This is a genomic window from Legionella adelaidensis, assembly GCF_900637865.1.
Classification (GTDB): domain Bacteria; phylum Pseudomonadota; class Gammaproteobacteria; order Legionellales; family Legionellaceae; genus Legionella_A; species Legionella_A adelaidensis.
Window position 1 is genome coordinate 22,369 of the sequence record NZ_LR134427.1, and the last position, 18,757, is coordinate 41,125.

Consider the following 18,757-nt stretch of genomic DNA (forward strand, 5'->3'; position numbering starts at 1 on the left):
CTATCAAAAGTGAAATCAGGCCCTTTAGGGGCCTGAAACCATTAACCTCCAGAAGATAAATTTGGAGGTCCTTCTTGATTGCCTAAATCTGCATCTGTTTTTAATTGGGTAAGTTCTTTACTCATTTGACTTACTTTTTGTTGATCATAACTTTGCCAACCAGTTAAGAACGACCAGAATTCTTTTAAAGCAGACACAAACCAAGAGTCAGAGTTTTGTAACAATATCTCTTTGCTTTGCGGTTTTAAACCTTCTGTAGAGATTTCTTTAAAGCGTGCAGCAGGGCTGCTGTTTTCTTTATAAAGTATCTGTTGTAAACGCTCTATTTCTCTTAGTTTTGCTATATTCTCAGGTAACTTGCTATCTGATGAAGATTCAATATGTTCACGCATTTCAAACAAAATACTATTTAATTTTCTTAAAGAATCTAAATATTTTATTTGTCGTAATGCCATTATTACTTTATTGTTCGTTTCATGTAAAGCTTGCGCTGCGATATCGGGAGCTCCGCCAGCTACACTCATCAGTACTTTTTCTTGTTCTTTTAATAAATCTATTTTTTCTTGTTGGAATGCGTCGATTGCAGTATTCGCTTCCTCTTTCTTTAATTCATTTCTAATGGCAGTTAAAGTGGTAGTCAAGCCAGTATAAGCGCTTTGAATAGGAGCATCCGCGCGCACTGCCTCCGAAACTACAGCGTCTATTCTCTCTGCCACAACTTTTTCAATGTCTTGCTCTAAATTTAATTCTGCAAGGATGTTTTCTTTTTGAGCTTTAACTTTTTCTTTTATTCTATTAAAGAAAACTTTAGAAAACTCTCCCAATACATCCAATTTGCTAAACACGTTGGCTTCTACATAATTATCAAATACTTTGGATTTAAAACCCTCAACTTGCTGATTTCTCGTTTTTTCCTCGTCATTTAGTTTTTCGCTAAGAATATCAATACGTGCCAAACAACGGCTTACTCTTTCACTCTTTTCATTTTGTTTTGCTTGAATAAGTTCCCTTATCTTTGGCTCTGCATTAAGAACAGCACGTAGCCCATTCTCAAAGTCTTTAGCAGTTTTTAAGCCACGCAAAAAGAAATGCGTATCAAATTGCGAATCAACTTTTACCAGGTGTGGTTGAACTTTTTTGTAATATTGTAAAAACTGATCACGCATGGGATTGTCTATTTCCGAAACATCTCCAAAACCCTCATCAATAACTGCATGCTCAAAATGCTTTAACCTGTCAAAAATTCCTAATCGATAACCCGTTACCCCTCGCACATCAAAAATAGTCCCTACAGCTTGCTCAAGTGAAGCTTCGTCTTCTGTTTTTTCAATTAAGTCACCAGGAAACTCTTCTTCTGCCGAAAGTTCTGGCTGTTCTAATTCCTCTTTTTTTAATAAATAGGGCTGCAGTTTTTTATATATTTCATTGATTTCATCTTTGACATCCAATAAAGATTCACTTTCGTATAATCTTTCTAAATCCTCATATAACTCATCGATTTCATCAAAATTTTCATAACGCTCCCCAAAGAAAAATGCACTTAATTGCTCCGACTCATTATTTGCTTGTTCTTTGATTAATCGCTGTTTTTCATTCTCTAACCTGGCTTGCGTCAGGTCGCTGCTAACTATTAATTCAAGGCTCTTTTGATCCTTTTCAAAAGGTAAATTCAGAACTAAAGTTTTGAAGAATTCATTAAAACTCTTTTCTAAAGAATCAGAAAGAGTAAGGTTCTTCTTTTTACCTGACTCCATTTCAGCAGGCCCAAATTCTTCAGAATAGGTACTTAGTTTTAACCCTAACATGTATTCAATATTATCAGCCGCTTTTAGCAAATCTGCGCCGATATTTGCGCTCACATTATTTAATACAAGCAATCTACCTTCTTTCCCCGCTGTAGCAAGTTGCTCATTAATTTCAATACCTGCATTTAGTAAACGTTCCAGAAACGCGGGGCTTAGTAATTGTAAAGTACCAAAACTACCGCCACTTAAGTTTTTAACTAACTGATCGATTTTTGCCTGCAGAGCTTCTTCAGAGGCTAAAGGAGTTCCCGTATTCAATTGACGAAGTTTATTGGGAATGCCATATAATTGCTCAGCAAGCTTTTGTATGTATTGTTGTGAGGTTAGCTTGGGAGTTTCGCTTGCTTCTAGTTGGACAGGGACTGAACTTGTGCTTACAGTAGGAGCTTCCTCCTCTACTGCCGTTTCTACATCGGAGTATTCACTGTCCTCATGCTCGCCCAAGGTAAAGAAATCATCCAGGGCCCCTCTTGGCTCATTTATATCTCCGAGCACCTTAATAGAAATATCTTGATGATGTCTCCACGCGGCCACCATATCAAAATCGGTGTCAGGTACTTGCGGTTGCTTTTCTCTACTCTGCAGAAATCCGGAAATAACAGGCATGGAATTTAAAGGGGCTAAAACAGTGTTTGCTTCGCCAAGAACAGCCTGTAAAACAGGATCGTTTGCCATATTTAATAAATAGTATTTAACGCGGGTTAAGTCATTAAGCCAGGTAAGAGCTACTTCCTTTAATAGGAACATGCGACTTAATGAAGTTTCTCCTTCTGCTATCTTTTCGGCTCTTTCTAAACCACGCTTTAAGTGGAAAAAAGCATTGATTATCTTTTTATAATGCTGGACTTCTTTACTATCAAAAGTATAGTTTGCTGGTAAATCTGTTTCATCAAACGACAGTTTTTTAAATACTTCGGGGTCAATATTTTCTTTTAAATAGTTTTTTAAGGTCGTGTGTAGGTAAGTATCTACTTTTTTTGATATTTTTAGTTCAGCTAATCGCCCGAAAAGATGATTCTTATTAGCTTTTCCACCTAGTGGCTGTATCTCTCTGGCAGTTATTTCTTGTACTTGTGCTTCATTCGCCCTGTCTTTAAAAAAGGTTAAATCCTGTACAGCTTTGCCCTGATGGGCACTAATTTTATCTTCAAGAGCTCTTTTCGCGAAAAGAATATCGCTCACCCGCATTGTGCTAGTTTGTGGATCATCAGATAAAGCATTTGTTAGATCGAGGTCTAATTGCTCATTTAAGGCTATTAAGTGTGGGCGAAATATTTTATAGCTTCTTCTTAAAAATTCCTTATCCTCGGCACTCAGCTGATGGATAACCGGATTTTCATGAGGGTATTTATCTTTGAGATATGTGTAAAATGCTTCTAATTCTTCTTTCGCCTGATTTAACTGGTCTAAATTAGATACAATTTCCAACTGGGTATTTCGATACTCCGATGCCGACTTGTTTGGTTCAAACATACTTACGGGATAAGCATAAGCCGTTATATCTTTTTCCAACACAGTTTTTTGGCCAAGCGCGGCATATTGTTGTTCATCACGCATTCGGTCTCCCGTAGCAATAACCGCAGCTGCAAACTCATTTTGATTTTTTTGCTGTTGTAAACGAGTAAATACTCTCTCTTTACAAGCATTAACAGTGGTAAATTGATTGGAGCTCCATAACTGCTTATAGGCAGAATTGGTAACTCTTGCCAGAAGCCCGCCTTCGTTCCTATGCTGTAAGGCATTTACAATTATCTCATCAATTTCAGGAAAATCCTTGGCAAATGTTCCCTGAAATTTTTTATATTCATTTAAAAGAAACGCTTTGTCTTCGGGATATAAGTTGGCTAAACTCCATTTGCACCGTAACTGATATACGCTTCCATAGCTCTCCAATTTTGTAAAAAAGTTTTGTGCTGCTTCTATTTCCGTATTATCTTCTTGTTTAAGCGCTACTTGATGGTAACGCTGCATACGTGCTGCTTTAACTGCCGCAATAAAAGTAGCATCTTGCATTACATTTAAATTCTCTATGGGCTTTATTCTTGGGCCGGTTTCTACTTTTCCGCTGGTGCTTCCCAGTAAAAAGCGCGCCAATTTTACCATCCGGTAATCCATAACTTCCGCAGTAGTATCAAGAACCCCTGCAGTCTCCGCAATTTGGTTAACATTGGTTGCCAGTTGACGGTAATATGCATCCATTTGTTCAAGCATTGGGGCAGTTAATAGACCAGGCTTTAAAAACAATTCCTCTTCTATTTTTTCTACCTCTGCAATCATTCTTGGCAGTAATGTATGGCGAAAATAATTTAATTTATCAACAGCATCATGGTACGCTTGTTTGGTTAAGGGAGCCCCTGTATTTAATAAATCAGCGCTTTGATCCACTAAAAGCTTTAATACAGAAAAATAACTACCCAATTGGGAAAACGAGGTTTGACTAGTTACACCATCTAAAAACCGTTTCGCTTTATTGGCCCTTTCCAACATTAAAGCCTGATATTCTTGCGCGCTCGTTGTAGATTTTACCGGGATATCAGAGGCTCCAAGAGCAATCATTTCTTGCAGTTTTTCAAAATAGTGAGGTAAGTGGGTGACCAAATGGCTTATATTTTCCAAACCATTTTGTACAGGGTTTTCCTCTTTTCTATAAACAGGTAACTTCCCTACTAATCCTCCCAAGCCTTTCCCCCAGGCTTCGAATCCAGTAACCTCGATATCAGCAGCTGCTTCCTGGGCTACATCAGCACTCTCAGGTTTTTTAGTGGAACTATTAAATTTATCGACTACATCACTATAGACAGAAAGAAGGGTATTAATTGCAGGGCCAAATAAACTATAAACGTCTTCATCAGCCTGATTTAATAGTAAAATGGTATTGGATAGCTCATGAATTGCGCCACTCCAAAGCGTTTGAGTGAGATCTGCGGCCATGGCAATACCATAACGATCATGGCGAATGTCCAGCTTTTCGACTTTTTCCATTGCACTTACTGTGTAATGGATAGCGTTTAATATTTTCTTTATCCCAGCAACTTGCGATGGATCTTCGTCTTTAATCTCTAAAGGAAATGCCGGGTTAGTAAAATACTTGGATAATTCGGGATTTATATAGTCGGAGTTTTGTAAAAGCGAGAGCAAATCTTTTTGGATTTTGGAAAAAGTTTTTACTACTTGAACGTCTTCCTTCAGGTAAAGGAAGAATTCTTCAATTGGTCTTCTAGCAAAAGTCACACCCGCTAACGCTGCAGTATAAGTGCCTACTTTTCCAGCGGTTGCCGCTGTATATGCTCCAGCAGCCAAGGTTGCATCTTTTACAGTACCTAATAAACCTTTTTTAACCATGATAATCTCTTCACTTTTTGGCAGTTTGCATCCCTATACAACATTTTGGTTATTATATTGCTAATTTTACATGAAAGTGTTGTACAGTTCTACTTTAGTATTTTAATAGTAGCAATATTTCCTTAACAAATACTTAAGCAGAAACTACGACCATAGAAGTAATTATCAATTGCAGTTTTACTCTTCCTTGGTATTCATTTATGTCTAACTTATAGGCAGCATGCACGTATTTGGCCCTGTGGTTGGGCCACGCTGCTTTATCTACGTTAAATGCAATAGCATCCAAGGCTTCTCCGCCTTCTTTATGAACTAAAGTTAACTTGAGATGTTGTTGCCCAACAATGCGTTGATCCAGAATTTCAAAAATATTATCAAATAAAGGTTCAGGGAATTGTGCCCCCCAAGGTCCGGCCTCTTGAATCAATTGTGCCAGTTGTAAATTAAAATCTGCCGCTTCTAACGGGCCATCACTCAATAACTCTCCTTCACATTGAGAAAGATTCAAATGTTTACTCACTTCATCGACAAAGGCTTGTTGAAATAAAGAAAAAGCACAAGACTTTATGCTTAAGCCTGCAGCCATAGCGTGTCCGCCGAATTTTGTAATTAACCCAGGTTGATCTTTATCAATAGCTGCTAAAATATCACGGATATTTAATCCAGATACCGAACGGGCAGAACCTTTCATTTCTTCTTCATTTACTTGTGCAAATGCTATAACCGGCCGATGAAAACGATCTTTTAAACGACCCGCCAAGATGCCAATAACTCCTTGGTGCCAGGAAGCGTCCACTAAACATAATGCTATCGGTAAATCGGTCGGCTTGGCATTCACAGAGAAACTTAATTTATCTAATGCAATCAAAGCTTGATCTTTCATTTCCGCTTCAATTTTACGACGCTCGATATTTAATTCGTCAAGACGAGAAGCAAGCTCTTTTGCTTTGCCAAGGTTTTCAGCCAAAAGGCATTCAATCCCTAAAGACATATCATCAAGCCTACCAGCTGCGTTTAAACGAGGAGCGATAGAAAACCCCAGGTCCGTTTCGCGTAATTGAGCCAGATTTTTACAAGCAATTTCTGCTAGTGCTTTTATACCAGGGCGACAGAGGCCTTGACGGATACGATTTACACCTTGCTTTACCAATATCCTGTTGTTTTGGTCTAAAGAAACGACATCAGCCACAGTCCCTAAAGCCACCAGGTCTAGAAATTGTGACATGTTCGGCTCTTCAATTTGACTTTCAATAAACCAGTTGGTGGAGCTTAATTGGCGTCGGAGCGCAAGCATGACGTAAAAAATAACACCCACTCCTGCGATTGACTTGCTGACAAAATCATCTCCCGGTTGATTTGGATTTACAATCGCGCATGCTTTTGGCAATACTTCGCCGGGTAAATGATGATCGGTAACTAAAACATCGATTCCTTCTTCATTAGCAACATCTATTCCTTCTACACTGGCAATTCCATTATCCACGGTAATAATTAGATGGGGATGCCATTTTTTAGCCACCTCAATGATAGCGGGAGTCAACCCATAGCCAAATTCAAAGCGATTGGGAACCAAAAACTCAACATGCTTGGCACCCAAAGTGCGTAAGGCAGATACAGCTAATGCAGTTGAGGTTGCTCCGTCGGCATCAAAATCACCAACGATAAGCACACGCTGTTGTTGTCTTATAGCTATTTCCAGGCGTCGGGCCGCTTTGTCTATATCTTTTAAGGTGTGAAATGAAAGCAACGATTTAAAACTTTTGTCTAATTCTTTTTCTTCGATAATCCCTCTACTTAGGAAAATTCTTCGCAGTACGGGATGTAAAGAGGTAAACAGCGGCATATTTTCTTGTCGAGGTCGCTGTTTAATTAGCATTTATTTTCTCCATAAGCGCGTCCACCAGCTTGTTGTTTTTGTATAAGCAGTATTATTCCAATACCATTTTGCTGGCTTCCTTTTTAATTGTTTTTCTAAAAGAAATAAAGTATTAGTTGATAAATGATCCAAAATAAAAACGGCGTTTTTTGCGTACTTTTTTGGTTCTAAAGAAATCTCCTGTACTTCTGACGATAAAATGCTACCCAAAGTGTGTAAGGCGGGTGTACAGAAAAGCGGTTCTTTTGCAACTGAAATAGTTCCATTTCCCCAAAACCATAATCCGTTTATTTTTAAAGAAGGCTTTTCCATTTGGTTAAAAAGCATTTGGCTTTCAGTAATCAAACTTTGCCAAAATAAGCTTTTATCTAGCATTTGAAGTAAAGGCAACATGGATTGGTGGTAGGTAGAAGAAAGCGCCGCTGCATTAATCTCCGGTTTATTATCATACCTAACCAACCAATGATGTCGGTCGTGGAAAAATACCTCCATTCCCCCATCCAGAAAATTTTTAAATGTATGAAATAAATTTTGCGATTCTTCGTGACTTATACCAAGCGCGCTACCACTAGCTACAATCATTGCATCATTATGACTTGCCTGCCAAAGAATAGGCGAGGCAATAAGCCATTTTCCTTCCAAGCCATGCATTTTACTTAAAAGATCACCAATAGGCGGTTTTTGGGGATCATAGCCCAGGGCAAGTAGAATATGGTGGTAGAAATTATAAAAGCAAGGAATATTTACGCCATCAGGATTTTTTTGATCAGCATCGATTATGATATTCATTGCATGCTCTGTGTTATACTTTAGCCAGTATACCCAAGATATTTAAAAACTTCCGCAAAAACTATGCATATTACCAGAGAACAAACCGATAAGAACGCTATTCAATCTTATTCCCATCAATCAGTGAAGGTTGATTCAATTGTCTATGCAAAAAATGTGATCATCAGTCGTAATGAGGTGGTTACCCCTTGGAATGTTATCACTTTAAAAGACCTCAACGAAGCTTTAATGGCTCCGCTTCTAGGATACCAGCCAGAAGTAATTATTATTGGTCATAATGAAGTCGGCACTTTGCCCCCTCTCCTATTGTTACAATACTTGAGTCAACTGCGAGTAGGTCTTGAATGTATGTCCATAGGAGCGGCTAGCCGAACATTCAATGTTTTATTGAGTGAGAATCGACCGGTTGTTTTGGGAGTTATATTTTAGCCTATAGGCACCAACCTACACTTGCCGTCTTGCCTCTAATATATTTGGAATTTGATTTAACTTAGTCAACAATCGCGACAAACTACTCAAACCGTCGATTTCTATGGTTAGGGTAATAAACATAGTGTTATCCTGCTTGTTAGTCTGGGTTTGCAAGGCAAATACATGCGCTTTTTCGTTAGCCAACAAAGAGGTAACGTCTCTTAATAAACCTGTTCTATCATATGCTTTTAATAAAATATCAACTACATAATGTTCACGGGTTGCACTACCCCAACTAACTTCTAACAAGCGTTGCTTTTGTTTCTCGCTGGCATGCAAAATATTAGGACAATCCTGGCGATGAATGGACACCCCTCTCCCTAAAGTGATATAGCCTACTACTTGATCTCCAGGAACCGGTTGACAACATCTAGCCATATTAGTTAATAAATTTCCTACTCCTTCAATGCGCAGATCACTGCCAGAAACTTCAGGTTTGGCAAGTGTCTTTAAAGGAGGGTGAAAAGGTTCAGGACTTTCGGCGGGCGCTAATTTACCAATTATTTGTCCTAATTTTATATCACCACGCCCAAGAGCTGCATACATATCATCTAATTTTTTAAAAGTAAATGTAGTCGCAACATCTGGTAAACGTTCAGCTTTGATGCCCAAGGCTTTTAATTCCTTTTCCAGTATCTCTTGGCCATCGGCACGATTACGGTCGTAATCTTGCATTTTGAACCAATGCAAAACTTTTGCTTTCGCTCTTGATGTCTTTAAATAGTTAAGATGGGGATTTATCCAATCTCTGGAAGGTTTAGGGTCTTTTCCTGTTAATACTTCTACTTTGTCCCCCGTTTTTAAAATATAGCTTAAAGGAACAATATGACCATTTACTTTTGCTCCACGGCAACGGTGGCCTAATTCACTATGAACATGGTATGCAAAATCCAATGGGGTGACCCCGTGGGGCAAGTCCAAAACATCCCCGTCCGGGGTAAAAACATATACGCGATCTTCCAGAAACTCACTTTCAGCTGCTTCAGAAATACCTTGATTGGTTGCCATTTCCTTATGCCACGATAACACATCCCGCAACCACTCAATTTTGCGCTCATGACTCTCTTTGGTTTTAACGCTTCCTTCTTTATACTTCCAATGTGCCGCGACTCCCATTTCTGCTAGTTCATGCATATGGAAAGTACGAATTTGCACCTCAAAGACTCTGCCTTCTGGACTTTCTACTGCGGTATGCAAGGATTGATAACCATTTGCTTTTGGTTTAACGATATAATCATCAAACTCTGCAATGACTTGGCGCCAGCGCGAATGAACCAATCCCAATACTTCATAACAATGTGGTTCTGCATCCACTAAAATGCGCACCGCGGTAGCATCATAAATTTCTTCTAAAGAGACATTTTTTCGTTGCATTTTCCTATATATGCTATGAATATGTTTAGACCGGCCATAAACCGCGAAATGTTGGATACCTATTGAAGCAATAAGTGTATTCAATTCCCCAACAATGCCGTTAACGAATTGGTCCCTTTCCAATCTTTTCGCTTTTAAGCCTTTAGCAATCGCTTTGTAATCGGCAGGATGTAAGTAGCGAAAAGCTAAATCTTCCATTTCCCACTTGATAGCCCCTATCCCCAGACGATTGGCTAAAGGGGCATAGATTTCCATAGCTTCCGTAGCGATTTGTTGGCGAATAGATTCAGGCATGGGAGCTAAAGAGCGCAATATACACAAACGTTCAGCTAATTTAATTAAAACAACGCGTACATCATCAACCATAGCTAACAACATCTTACGGATGTTATCCAATTGATGTTTATTCTGGGGAAACTTATTCAATGCCTGGAAACTAGATATGGCATTCATTTTTTCCACACCTTTTACCAAACGAGCAATATTAACCCCTAAATGCTCTTCCACTGTATCCAGGGAAAGCTCAGCATAATGTACACATTCATAAACAATAGCTGCAGCTACTGTTTCTTGATCCACTTCGAGATCAGATAATACATCTGCCATTGCCAAGCCCTGTTGCAGACAGGACTCGCCTGTCTCCGTAGCATGGTCTAAGCCACTCAACTGGCTTAAATTACACGCATTACGAATGAGTGCTAAATCTTGAAAATATCCTTTACTGGCAATTTGATGTAACCATTGCTCTACATCAACACTGCCATCGGTTAAAAAAGGAGAATTTTCTTTAACTTTAACCATACTAATTATCTCTTTTCAAAGACTGCAATTGATTCTACATGCGCAGTATGAGGAAACATGTCCATAACCCCGGCTGAAAGCAAACGATAACCTTGCTGATTAATTAAAATATCACTATCTCTTGCTAATGTAGACGGGTTACAAGAAACATACACGATTCGGTGTGGTTTAATATTTTGAATGTTAGTTACTATATTTAACGCACCTGTTCGTGGGGGATCTAGCAATAACTTAGTGAAATTATATTTTTTTAGCTGTTTAAATATAGTGCTCTCTTCCAGGTTCGCAGCAAAGAATTCAACGTTGGTTATATCATTTAATTTTGCATTGTGATAAGCACGGTTAACCATACCTTCACTCCCTTCGACGCCTACCACCTGGTGACATTGTTTAGCCATAGGAAGGGTAAAGTTTCCAAGTCCGCAAAAGAGGTCTAAAACAGTATCATCCTCATTTAATTCTAACAACTGCAGCGCTTGCGCTACCATCAATTGATTTAACTCTTCATTAACCTGAGTAAAATCAGTAGGATGAAACTCAAACTGTACTTTTTGTGCCGGTAATTTATATTGTAAAAAACTGCTGCCTTCTTTGGGATGAAATAAATACACACTGTCAGGCCCGGCAGGTTGTAAAAATATGCGAAAATTTCTTTTTATCGCATATTCTCTTAATTTATCTTCGTCTGTAGGTAAAAGTGCATTTAAATTTCTAAAAATTAAAGCGGTCTCCTGACCAATTGCCACTTCCACTTGCGCGATGTTTCTAGGGTTATCAAATGAATTGATCAAGCATCGCAGGTCTTTTATTTCTTTCCCTACACTTCGATTTAGAACAGGGCATTCTTCTATATCTGCAATGTAACGAGGATTATCACGTTCACGAAAACCAACCAATGTACTTTGCTTTTTTTCGACATAACGCACACTTAAACGCGCTTTATTTCGATAGTTCCAAGCAGATGCTTTTAAAGGGGGTAAAATTTTTTCAGGTTGGCAGTGCCCAATTCGACTTAACAAATCCAACAATAATTGTTGTTTCTCTTCAATTTGTTTTTCTTCATCCAAGTGTTGCAATGAGCAGCCGCCGCAAACAGTATAATTGGGGCACAGAGCCTTTACTCTGTGAGGTGACGGTTTAATAACTTCAAATAATTTCCCTTCATCGAAATCACTTTTTTTTCGGGTATAAATGAAAGTAACTTCCTCCCCTGGAAGACTTCCTTCAATAAATGTTGTTTTACCATTAATACGGGCAATTCCCCGCCCATCATGGCTGAATTTTTCAATAGTTGCGCCTACCGGCACTGGGTTTGATTTAAGTTTTTTCATTACATTTTAAACGCTATTTAATACTCTTCAAAAAATATTCGACTTCTTGAGGAGAAAGCTCTTTGGATTCACCCCGAGAAAGGTAACGTGGCATAGATAATTTTCCGTAGCGGATACGTATTAATCGGCTTACTTCTACACCTTGGGATTCCCATAGACGTCGCACTTCCCGATTGCGACCTTCTGTGAGCACAACATGATACCAACTATTTGCGCCCTCTCCCCCTTTAAACTCAACACTTTTAAACTTCGCCAATCCGTCTTCCAATTCGACACCCTTAAGTACATTATCTACAATCTGTGGGCTTACTCTCCCATGTACTCGCACCGCATATTCTCTTTCTAATTCATACCTTGGATGCATTAAACGATTGGCTAATTCGCCGTCGTTAGTAAAAATCAATAATCCAGAAGTATTAATATCCAACCGACCTACTTGTACCCAACGACCTTGCCGTAAGGGTGGTAGATTATCAAACACCGTACGTTTATGTTTTGGATCAGATCGACTAGAAATCTCTCCAACTGGCTTATGATACAACAAAATACGTGTTTGTTGTTCTTTTTGTAGCGGATTAGTAATTACTTTGCCCTTAACAGTAATTTTATCCGTTTCATTCGCAGAGTCTCCAAGTTTCGCTGGCTTATCATTAATTAATATCAACCCGCTTTCAATCCATCGTTCCATTTCGCGGCGTGAACCAAAGCCGGCCTGACTTAATATTTTTTGTATACGCTCACTATGCATCATTCACCACTAATTCGTTATCCTTTGCTTCAGGTACAGCAAAGAGATTAAAATTTTCACCCATCAAAGGTGGCAATTCGTCCAGGCTACCCAGGTTAAAATACTCAAGAAAATATTTGGTAGTAGTATAAACAGAAGGTTTACCTGGAACATCTCTTACACCCGCTACTTTTATCCATTCTCTTTCTAATAAAGTTTTTAAAATACCTGTGCTAATACTTACTCCACGAATTTCTTCAATATCTGCGCGGGTTACTGGTTGTTTATAGGCAATAATTGCCAAAGTCTCAAGAAAGGCACGGGAATACTTACTTGGTTTTTCTGCCAGAAGCTTACTGATCCAGGGACTAAACCGCACTTTTGTTTGTAAACAATATCCTGTTGGTAAGCGTTTTAATTCAATAGCACGATGTTGGTAGTCTCCCTCTAATATGTTTAATGCTTTTTGTAATTGTTCCCGGCTGGGTCTCTCCCATTCTTCAAAAACAGATTCTATTTTTTCTAACGATAAAGGTTGATTACTCGTCATGAGTAATGCTTCTAAAATTAGTTTTAATTCTTCGTCATTCATTCTCTATAGCCTTTATATGTATAGGAGAGAAATTACTAGCTTGCATTATAGTTATCAATGAAAGGCGGGATAACTCAAGTATAGCCAATAAGCTAACAACAAGACCCATCCTGCCTTCCTGGCGGCTAAACAAATAAGTAAAGTGAGTAAAATGGGTATTGTTTAATTGCTCCAGGATTGAATTCATCCGCGCACGTACCGATAATGGCTCTCTTTTAATTTGATGATGAACTAATTTATCTTGTCGCTCGAGAACGGTAATAAATGCCAGAGTAAGCTCTGAAAGATTTACGGCTGGATGTTGCTTTACTTGTTTTATTGCCTGGCTATCGACAGCAACTGCAAATATATCTCTCTCTTTACGCGGCAAATTATCTAATTGGGTAGCCGCTTCTTTATACTGCTCATATAACTGTAACCGTCGTACCAAAGCCATGCGTGGATCTTCATCTTCTATTTCTTCTTCAGAAATACTGGGAGGTAAAAGCATCCTGGATTTGATTTCCATTAATAATGCCGCCATTACCAAATAATCAGCGGCTAATTCCAGACGTTTTTCTTTCATTAATTGAATGTATTGCATGTATTGTTGCGTAATCAAAGTCATAGGAATATTTAAAATATCCAGATTTTGTTTACGTATTAAATACAAAAGAAGATCTAACGGTCCACTGAATGTATCAAGCAATACTTCCAAAGCATCTGGTGGAATAAATAAATCAGCTGGAATTTCAGTAAAAGGTTGGCCAGCAACAATAGCAATTATGGAAGAATCATTAACTACTTCCTGCTCCATCAATAATCCAAGCCCATTGCTTCTCGTACGTCATCTAATGTGCTTATGGCTTCATCGCGAGCTTGCTCGCTACCCTCAGCAACAATACGTTTAACCGAACCTATATCATTTTCATATTCTTTAATTGCTTCTTGAATAGGTAAGAGTTCTGCTTTAATAGCATCAATAACCGGTCGTTTACAATCTACACAACCAATATTTGCCGTACGACAACCTTGCTGTACCCATTCCTTGACTTCTTCATTGGAGTAAACTTTATGTAACTGATAAAGCGGACATTTTTCAGGCTCACCCGGATCACTTCGTTTAACACGCGCAGGATCAGTAGGCATTGTTAAAATTTTCTTTTCAACTTGCTCAGGTGTATCACGCAAATTAATCGTATTGTTATAAGATTTAGACATCTTTTGGCCGTCAGTTCCCGGCATTTTAGGATGCTCCGTTAGTAAAATTTGGGGCTCAGGTAAAATAATTTTCCCTTCACCATTCAAAAATCCAAGGAGTCTTTCTTTGTCGCCTATCGATAAATTAGTTTGACTACTTAACAAGGCTTTGGCAGTGTTTAGCGATTCATGCGAGCCTTCTTGCTGAAACTGTCTACGCAGTTCTGTATACAGTTTACTGTTTTTCTTACCCATCTTCTTAATCGCTTCATTTACCAAATTTTCAAAATTTGGCTCTCTCCCATATAAGTGATTAAAGCGGCGGGCTACTTCACGAATAAGCTCCACATGGGGAGCTTGATCTTCACCTACGGGAACATAATCAGCTTTATAGAGAAGAACATCTGCACTTTGTAATAAGGGATAGCCTAAAAATCCATAAGTAGTTAAATCTTTTTCATGCAGTTTTTCTTGTTGTTCTTTATAGGTGGGAACCCTTTCTAACCAACCCAAAGGAGTAATCATGGAAAGCAATAAATGGAGCTCAGCATGTTCAGGTACCCATGATTGAATAAAAATACGGGATAATCCCGGGTTAATACCACAAGCTAACCAATCAATTAATATTTCCCAAATATGTTTTTCAAGCAAACGCGTGTCATCATAATTGGTGGTTAGACCATGCCAGTCGGCAACAAAGAAAAAACAGTCATACTGATGTTGCAGTTTTAGCCAATTTTTAATTACTCCGTGGTAATGTCCTAAATGAAGATGTCCACTCGCCCTCATCCCGGAAACGACTCTTTTATTGGTACCAAAAACTGACATTCGAACCTCAAAAATGATTAAAATTTTACAACCAGTAGGCTGGGCCGGCAGGCCGAACAAAGTGAAAATGTAGCCTTGATGCAGCGCTAGCGTAATCAAGGTTTTTCATTCAAACCTCTCCCATCCGCCTACTTTCTATTTTTGTCATTCCCGCGTAGGCGGGGATCCATTTCTATTATTGGAAGAGTACCAGCTGAAGAATAGATTCCCGCTTATGCGGGAATGACAGCTCGCCGACTCAACTTACATTAACGAAAAGGCTCCGGATCTCCTTTTCCCTCACGTATGATAACCGGATATTCTCCGGTCAAATCAACTACAGTGGTAGGCTCTTGTCCACAATTACCTCCATCGATAATTAAATCCACTTGATCACCCAGTATATCTCTTATAGATTCCGGTTCGCTTAAAGGAGCTTTTGCTCCAGGTAAAATTAAAGTTGTGCTCATTAATGGAGCTTCTAAGCATTCTAGTAATGATAAAGTTATAGTATTTTCAGGTACCCGTAACCCTAAAGTTTTTCTCTTAGGGTGCAGCATAAGACGAGGCACTTCGCTCGTAGCATTCAAAATAAAAGTGTAAGAACCCGGGGTAAATGCTTTTAATAAACGAAAAATGGAGTTATTAACTCTGGCATACGTCCCTAATTGCGATAAATCCCTGCAAACTAAAGTCATATTATGATTTTTATCTAATTGCCGTAACCTTCGGATTCTTTCAAGGGCTGCTTTATTTCCTAACGCACAACCTAATGCATATCCTGAATCCGTTGGGTATACGAGAATTCCACCGTCCTCAATTATAGAAGCTGCCTGGCGTAATAAACGTGCTTGTGGGTTATCCGGATGGATAGCAAAAAACTGACTCATATTTCCCTCTGGGAGCTACCTTCTTTTTCATTATTCCAATTTTGCCAAACCGGATTACAGTTTAACGGTAAAAGTGGTTGTTGGCCAAGCGAGACGGGGGATAATTTTTCTCCATGAAAATCAGAGCCTGTTGAAGCCAATAAATTAAAGCGATTACAAAGTGCGCACATATCTTTAATCTGATCTGTTTTCATAGCGCCAGAAATGACTTCAATTGCAGTGCCACCCGCCATTTTAAATGCCTGTATTAACTCATTTAGTTTTGTACGGGTCAACGAATATTTTAAGGGATGCGCCAAAACCGCGGCCCCTCCAGCCTGTAAAATCCCTTCAACCGCTTCTTCAATACTAATCCAGGGAGTATGGACGTATGCTTTTCGCCCTCGTCCTAAATAGCGTTTAAATGCATCTTGCATGTCCCTTGCCAATCCTTCATTTACAAATACTTTAGCAAAATGAGGCCTCCCAATCCCCTCATGACCTGAGATAGCTTTGGCTTTTTCTAAAGCATCTTTTATACCTATTGCTTCGACCCGCTCAGCAATATGAATAGCGCGTTGCAAGCGGGATTCTTTTTGCCGATTAATTAAAGTGTTTAACGCAGCACTGTTGATATCAATATTTAAACCAACAATATGAATATCATGTTTTTTCCAACGGGTACTAAACTCAATCCCACTTATAATTTGAATAGTATTGTCTGTAGCAGCTTTTTGTAATAACCGTACTCCATCAACGGTATCATGGTCAGTTAATGCAAGTGTTTTCACACCATTTTGCCTAGCCTTCAAATACAAATCATTAGGGTGTAATTCCCCATCGGAGAAATGACTATGACAATGCAGATCAATCATGCGGCTTCAAATAAATTAAGGACTTAGAATTATACGCAACATAGGGAAATACTCAATTATCTGCGGAAAAGGGGAGCCAATCACGAAATTAATCTAACAGGTTGCAAGCCACCTCGTTGCATGGTTGACTCGGCTGCTGCCCCAATCAACTTGATCATTCATTGGAAGCAATTAACCCTTTAACAAGTCTGTTGATGGAAATATACTTCTGTAACGATTACCATTCATCAATACTTATTTTTTCCATAAAGTTTTATGCAAAACATTTTAAACATTTTGATGGTACAAATGAATCCTCTTGTAGGTGCGATTAAAGCAAATACCCGTAAAATCATTGAAATTATTCAAAAGCACCAAGGACAGTATGATTTGCTTGTTTTTCCAGAACTGATATTAACGGGATACCCACCTGAGGATTTACTTTTACGGCTTGAACTCTTTACCCAGGTTGAAGAAAGTCTTAAGGAAATTTACGAAGCGGTTAAAAGCGGCTATGTAATTGTGGGTCACCCTTCACTAGAGCAAGGAAGGCGGTTTAATAGCGCTTCCATTATCGGGAATAATAATGTTATACGCTATCACAAACAAATGTTGCCTAACTATGGCGTGTTTGACGAAGCACGTTATTTTTCACCAGGTAACCACCCTATCGTTTTTACCATTAAAAATTACAGAATCGGTCTTTGTATTTGTGAAGATATTTGGCAACCAGAACCCGCTGCTAATGCGATTAAAGCAGGTGCTGAAGTTTTAGTTTGTATTAATGCCTCGCCTTTTGAAAAAGATAAATATGAACAACGCGTAGCTTTACTACAGCAACATGCAAAAAAAGGCGTTTCCATTCTCTACGTCAATCAAACAGGCGGACAGGATGAGATAGTGTTTGATGGACAATCTTTAGCGATGAACAGTGATGGAGAAATCTGCGCCCGAGCTCCTCTTTTTGAGGAGTCGCTTTTCCCCGTCAGCATTGAAGGCAAACATGTTAAAGGGACTTTAGCGCCCTTATTACAAAAGGAAGCATTAATTTATACTGCTCTTCAATACGGTTTAAAAGAATATATTGTTAAAAATAATTTCCCAGGCGTCTTACTAGGGTTATCCGGTGGTATTGATTCGGCGTTTACCTTAGCGCTCGCAAGCGATGCACTCGGTCCTTCTAAGGTTCATGCGGTTTTAATGCCTTCTCGTTATACTTCCAGCATGAGCAATGAAGATGCAATTACCCAAGCTGATACTTTACAAGTTCCTTATTCAATTTTATCCATAGAACCCGCTTTTAACGCGTTTTTAGAAACTTTAGCTCCTGAATTTAAAAATTTAAAACCCGATATAACTGAAGAAAACTTGCAAGCTCGAATTCGCGGCAGTTTACTAATGGCTTTATCCAATAAAAGCGGCAAGATGGTAATTAGTACAAGTAACAAAAGCGAAGCGGCGGTTGGCTATTCTACTTTATATGGTGACATGGTGGGAGGAATGGCTCCTATCAAAGATGTATTGAAAACAGAAATCTACGCATTAGCCCATTATCGCAATAAATTATCGCCTGTTATTCCTGAGCGCGTAATAAAAAGAGCCCCCTCCGCAGAGCTTGCCCCCAACCAAAAAGATCAAGACGCTTTACCAGACTATGCCATTTTGGATGGTATTTTGCGTTTATATATTGAGAAAAATTTAAGTACACAAGCAATCATTAAGAAAGGGTTTTCCGAAAAAGACGTCAGTCGAGTTATACGTCTCATCATCCGTAACGAATATAAAAGAAGGCAAAGTCCTCCAGGAATAAAAATTAGTAATTGCAATTTTGATAGAGATTGGCGCTATCCTATCACCTCCGGATTTGAGCATTTTCTTCGTAAGATTTAGATAGAAAATCCCTTGCAAAATATACCTAAATCGCTAACATGGAGTAACTTTTT

General features: G+C 38.8%; 13 protein-coding genes. 2 read left to right on the plus strand and 11 right to left on the minus strand.

What is annotated here, in order from left to right; translation table 11 throughout:
* Positions 1-41 precede the first annotated feature (41 nt).
* The 3 genes from EL206_RS05855 to EL206_RS05865 form a co-directional block, all read right to left on the minus strand.
* Entirely contained in the window at positions 42-5,147 is a 5,106-nt protein-coding gene (locus EL206_RS05855; RefSeq protein WP_058461645.1) for a hypothetical protein, read from the minus strand.
* Positions 5,148-5,280: 133 nt separating this feature from the next.
* A complete protein-coding gene (recJ, locus tag EL206_RS05860) occupies positions 5,281-7,020 on the minus strand; it encodes a single-stranded-DNA-specific exonuclease RecJ (protein ID WP_058461646.1) in 1,740 nt (579 codons plus the stop codon).
* Positions 7,021-7,809 carry a hypothetical protein gene (locus EL206_RS05865; RefSeq protein ID WP_058461647.1) on the minus strand — a complete coding sequence of 263 codons (789 nt, stop codon included), beginning with the start codon at positions 7,807-7,809 and terminating at the stop codon, positions 7,021-7,023.
* Positions 7,810-7,872: 63 nt separating this feature from the next.
* On the opposite strand from EL206_RS05865, the gene EL206_RS05870 reads away from it, so the two are divergent.
* Positions 7,873-8,238, plus strand: coding sequence for an Mth938-like domain-containing protein (locus tag EL206_RS05870; protein WP_058461648.1), 366 nt, complete (start codon positions 7,873-7,875; stop codon positions 8,236-8,238).
* Between the two features lie 15 nt (positions 8,239-8,253).
* Here EL206_RS05870 and relA read toward each other — a convergent pair whose 3' ends face one another.
* From relA to EL206_RS05910, 8 genes are all read right to left on the minus strand, one after another.
* Positions 8,254-10,455, minus strand: a complete 2,202-nt coding sequence (gene relA, locus EL206_RS05875) for a GTP diphosphokinase (RefSeq protein ID WP_058461649.1) — start codon at positions 10,453-10,455, stop codon at positions 8,254-8,256.
* 5 nt (positions 10,456-10,460) lie between these two features.
* Entirely contained in the window at positions 10,461-11,786 is a 1,326-nt protein-coding gene (gene rlmD / locus EL206_RS05880; RefSeq protein ID WP_058461650.1) for a 23S rRNA (uracil(1939)-C(5))-methyltransferase RlmD, read from the minus strand.
* A 13-nt stretch (positions 11,787-11,799) separates the two neighbouring features.
* Positions 11,800-12,534 carry a 23S rRNA pseudouridine(2605) synthase RluB gene (gene rluB / locus EL206_RS05885; protein WP_058462358.1) on the minus strand — a complete coding sequence of 245 codons (735 nt, stop codon included), beginning with the start codon at positions 12,532-12,534 and terminating at the stop codon, positions 11,800-11,802.
* Complete coding sequence (scpB, locus tag EL206_RS05890; RefSeq protein ID WP_058461651.1) at positions 12,527-13,105, minus strand: SMC-Scp complex subunit ScpB; 579 nt, start codon at positions 13,103-13,105, stop codon at positions 12,527-12,529. Before scpB ends, rluB begins: the two co-directional genes overlap by 8 nt.
* A complete protein-coding gene (locus EL206_RS05895; protein WP_058461652.1) occupies positions 13,098-13,901 on the minus strand; it encodes a segregation and condensation protein A in 804 nt (267 codons plus the stop codon). Before EL206_RS05895 ends, scpB begins: the two co-directional genes overlap by 8 nt.
* Positions 13,901-15,112: a tryptophan--tRNA ligase gene (locus EL206_RS05900; RefSeq protein ID WP_058462359.1), complete on the minus strand. Its 1,212-nt coding sequence runs from the start codon at positions 15,110-15,112 to the stop codon at positions 13,901-13,903. Before EL206_RS05900 ends, EL206_RS05895 begins: the two co-directional genes overlap by 1 nt.
* Positions 15,113-15,360: 248 nt before the next feature.
* Positions 15,361-15,981, minus strand: coding sequence for an L-threonylcarbamoyladenylate synthase (locus EL206_RS05905; protein ID WP_058461653.1), 621 nt, complete (start codon positions 15,979-15,981; stop codon positions 15,361-15,363).
* Entirely contained in the window at positions 15,978-16,835 is an 858-nt protein-coding gene (locus EL206_RS05910; RefSeq protein ID WP_058461654.1) for a PHP domain-containing protein, read from the minus strand. The genes EL206_RS05905 and EL206_RS05910 overlap by 4 nt, the downstream gene beginning before the upstream one ends.
* A 255-nt stretch (positions 16,836-17,090) precedes the next feature.
* Here EL206_RS05910 and EL206_RS05915 point away from each other — a divergent pair, with 255 nt between their 5' ends.
* Positions 17,091-18,704, plus strand: a complete 1,614-nt coding sequence (locus tag EL206_RS05915; protein WP_058461655.1) for an NAD+ synthase — start codon at positions 17,091-17,093, stop codon at positions 18,702-18,704.
* Positions 18,705-18,757 lie beyond the last annotated feature (53 nt).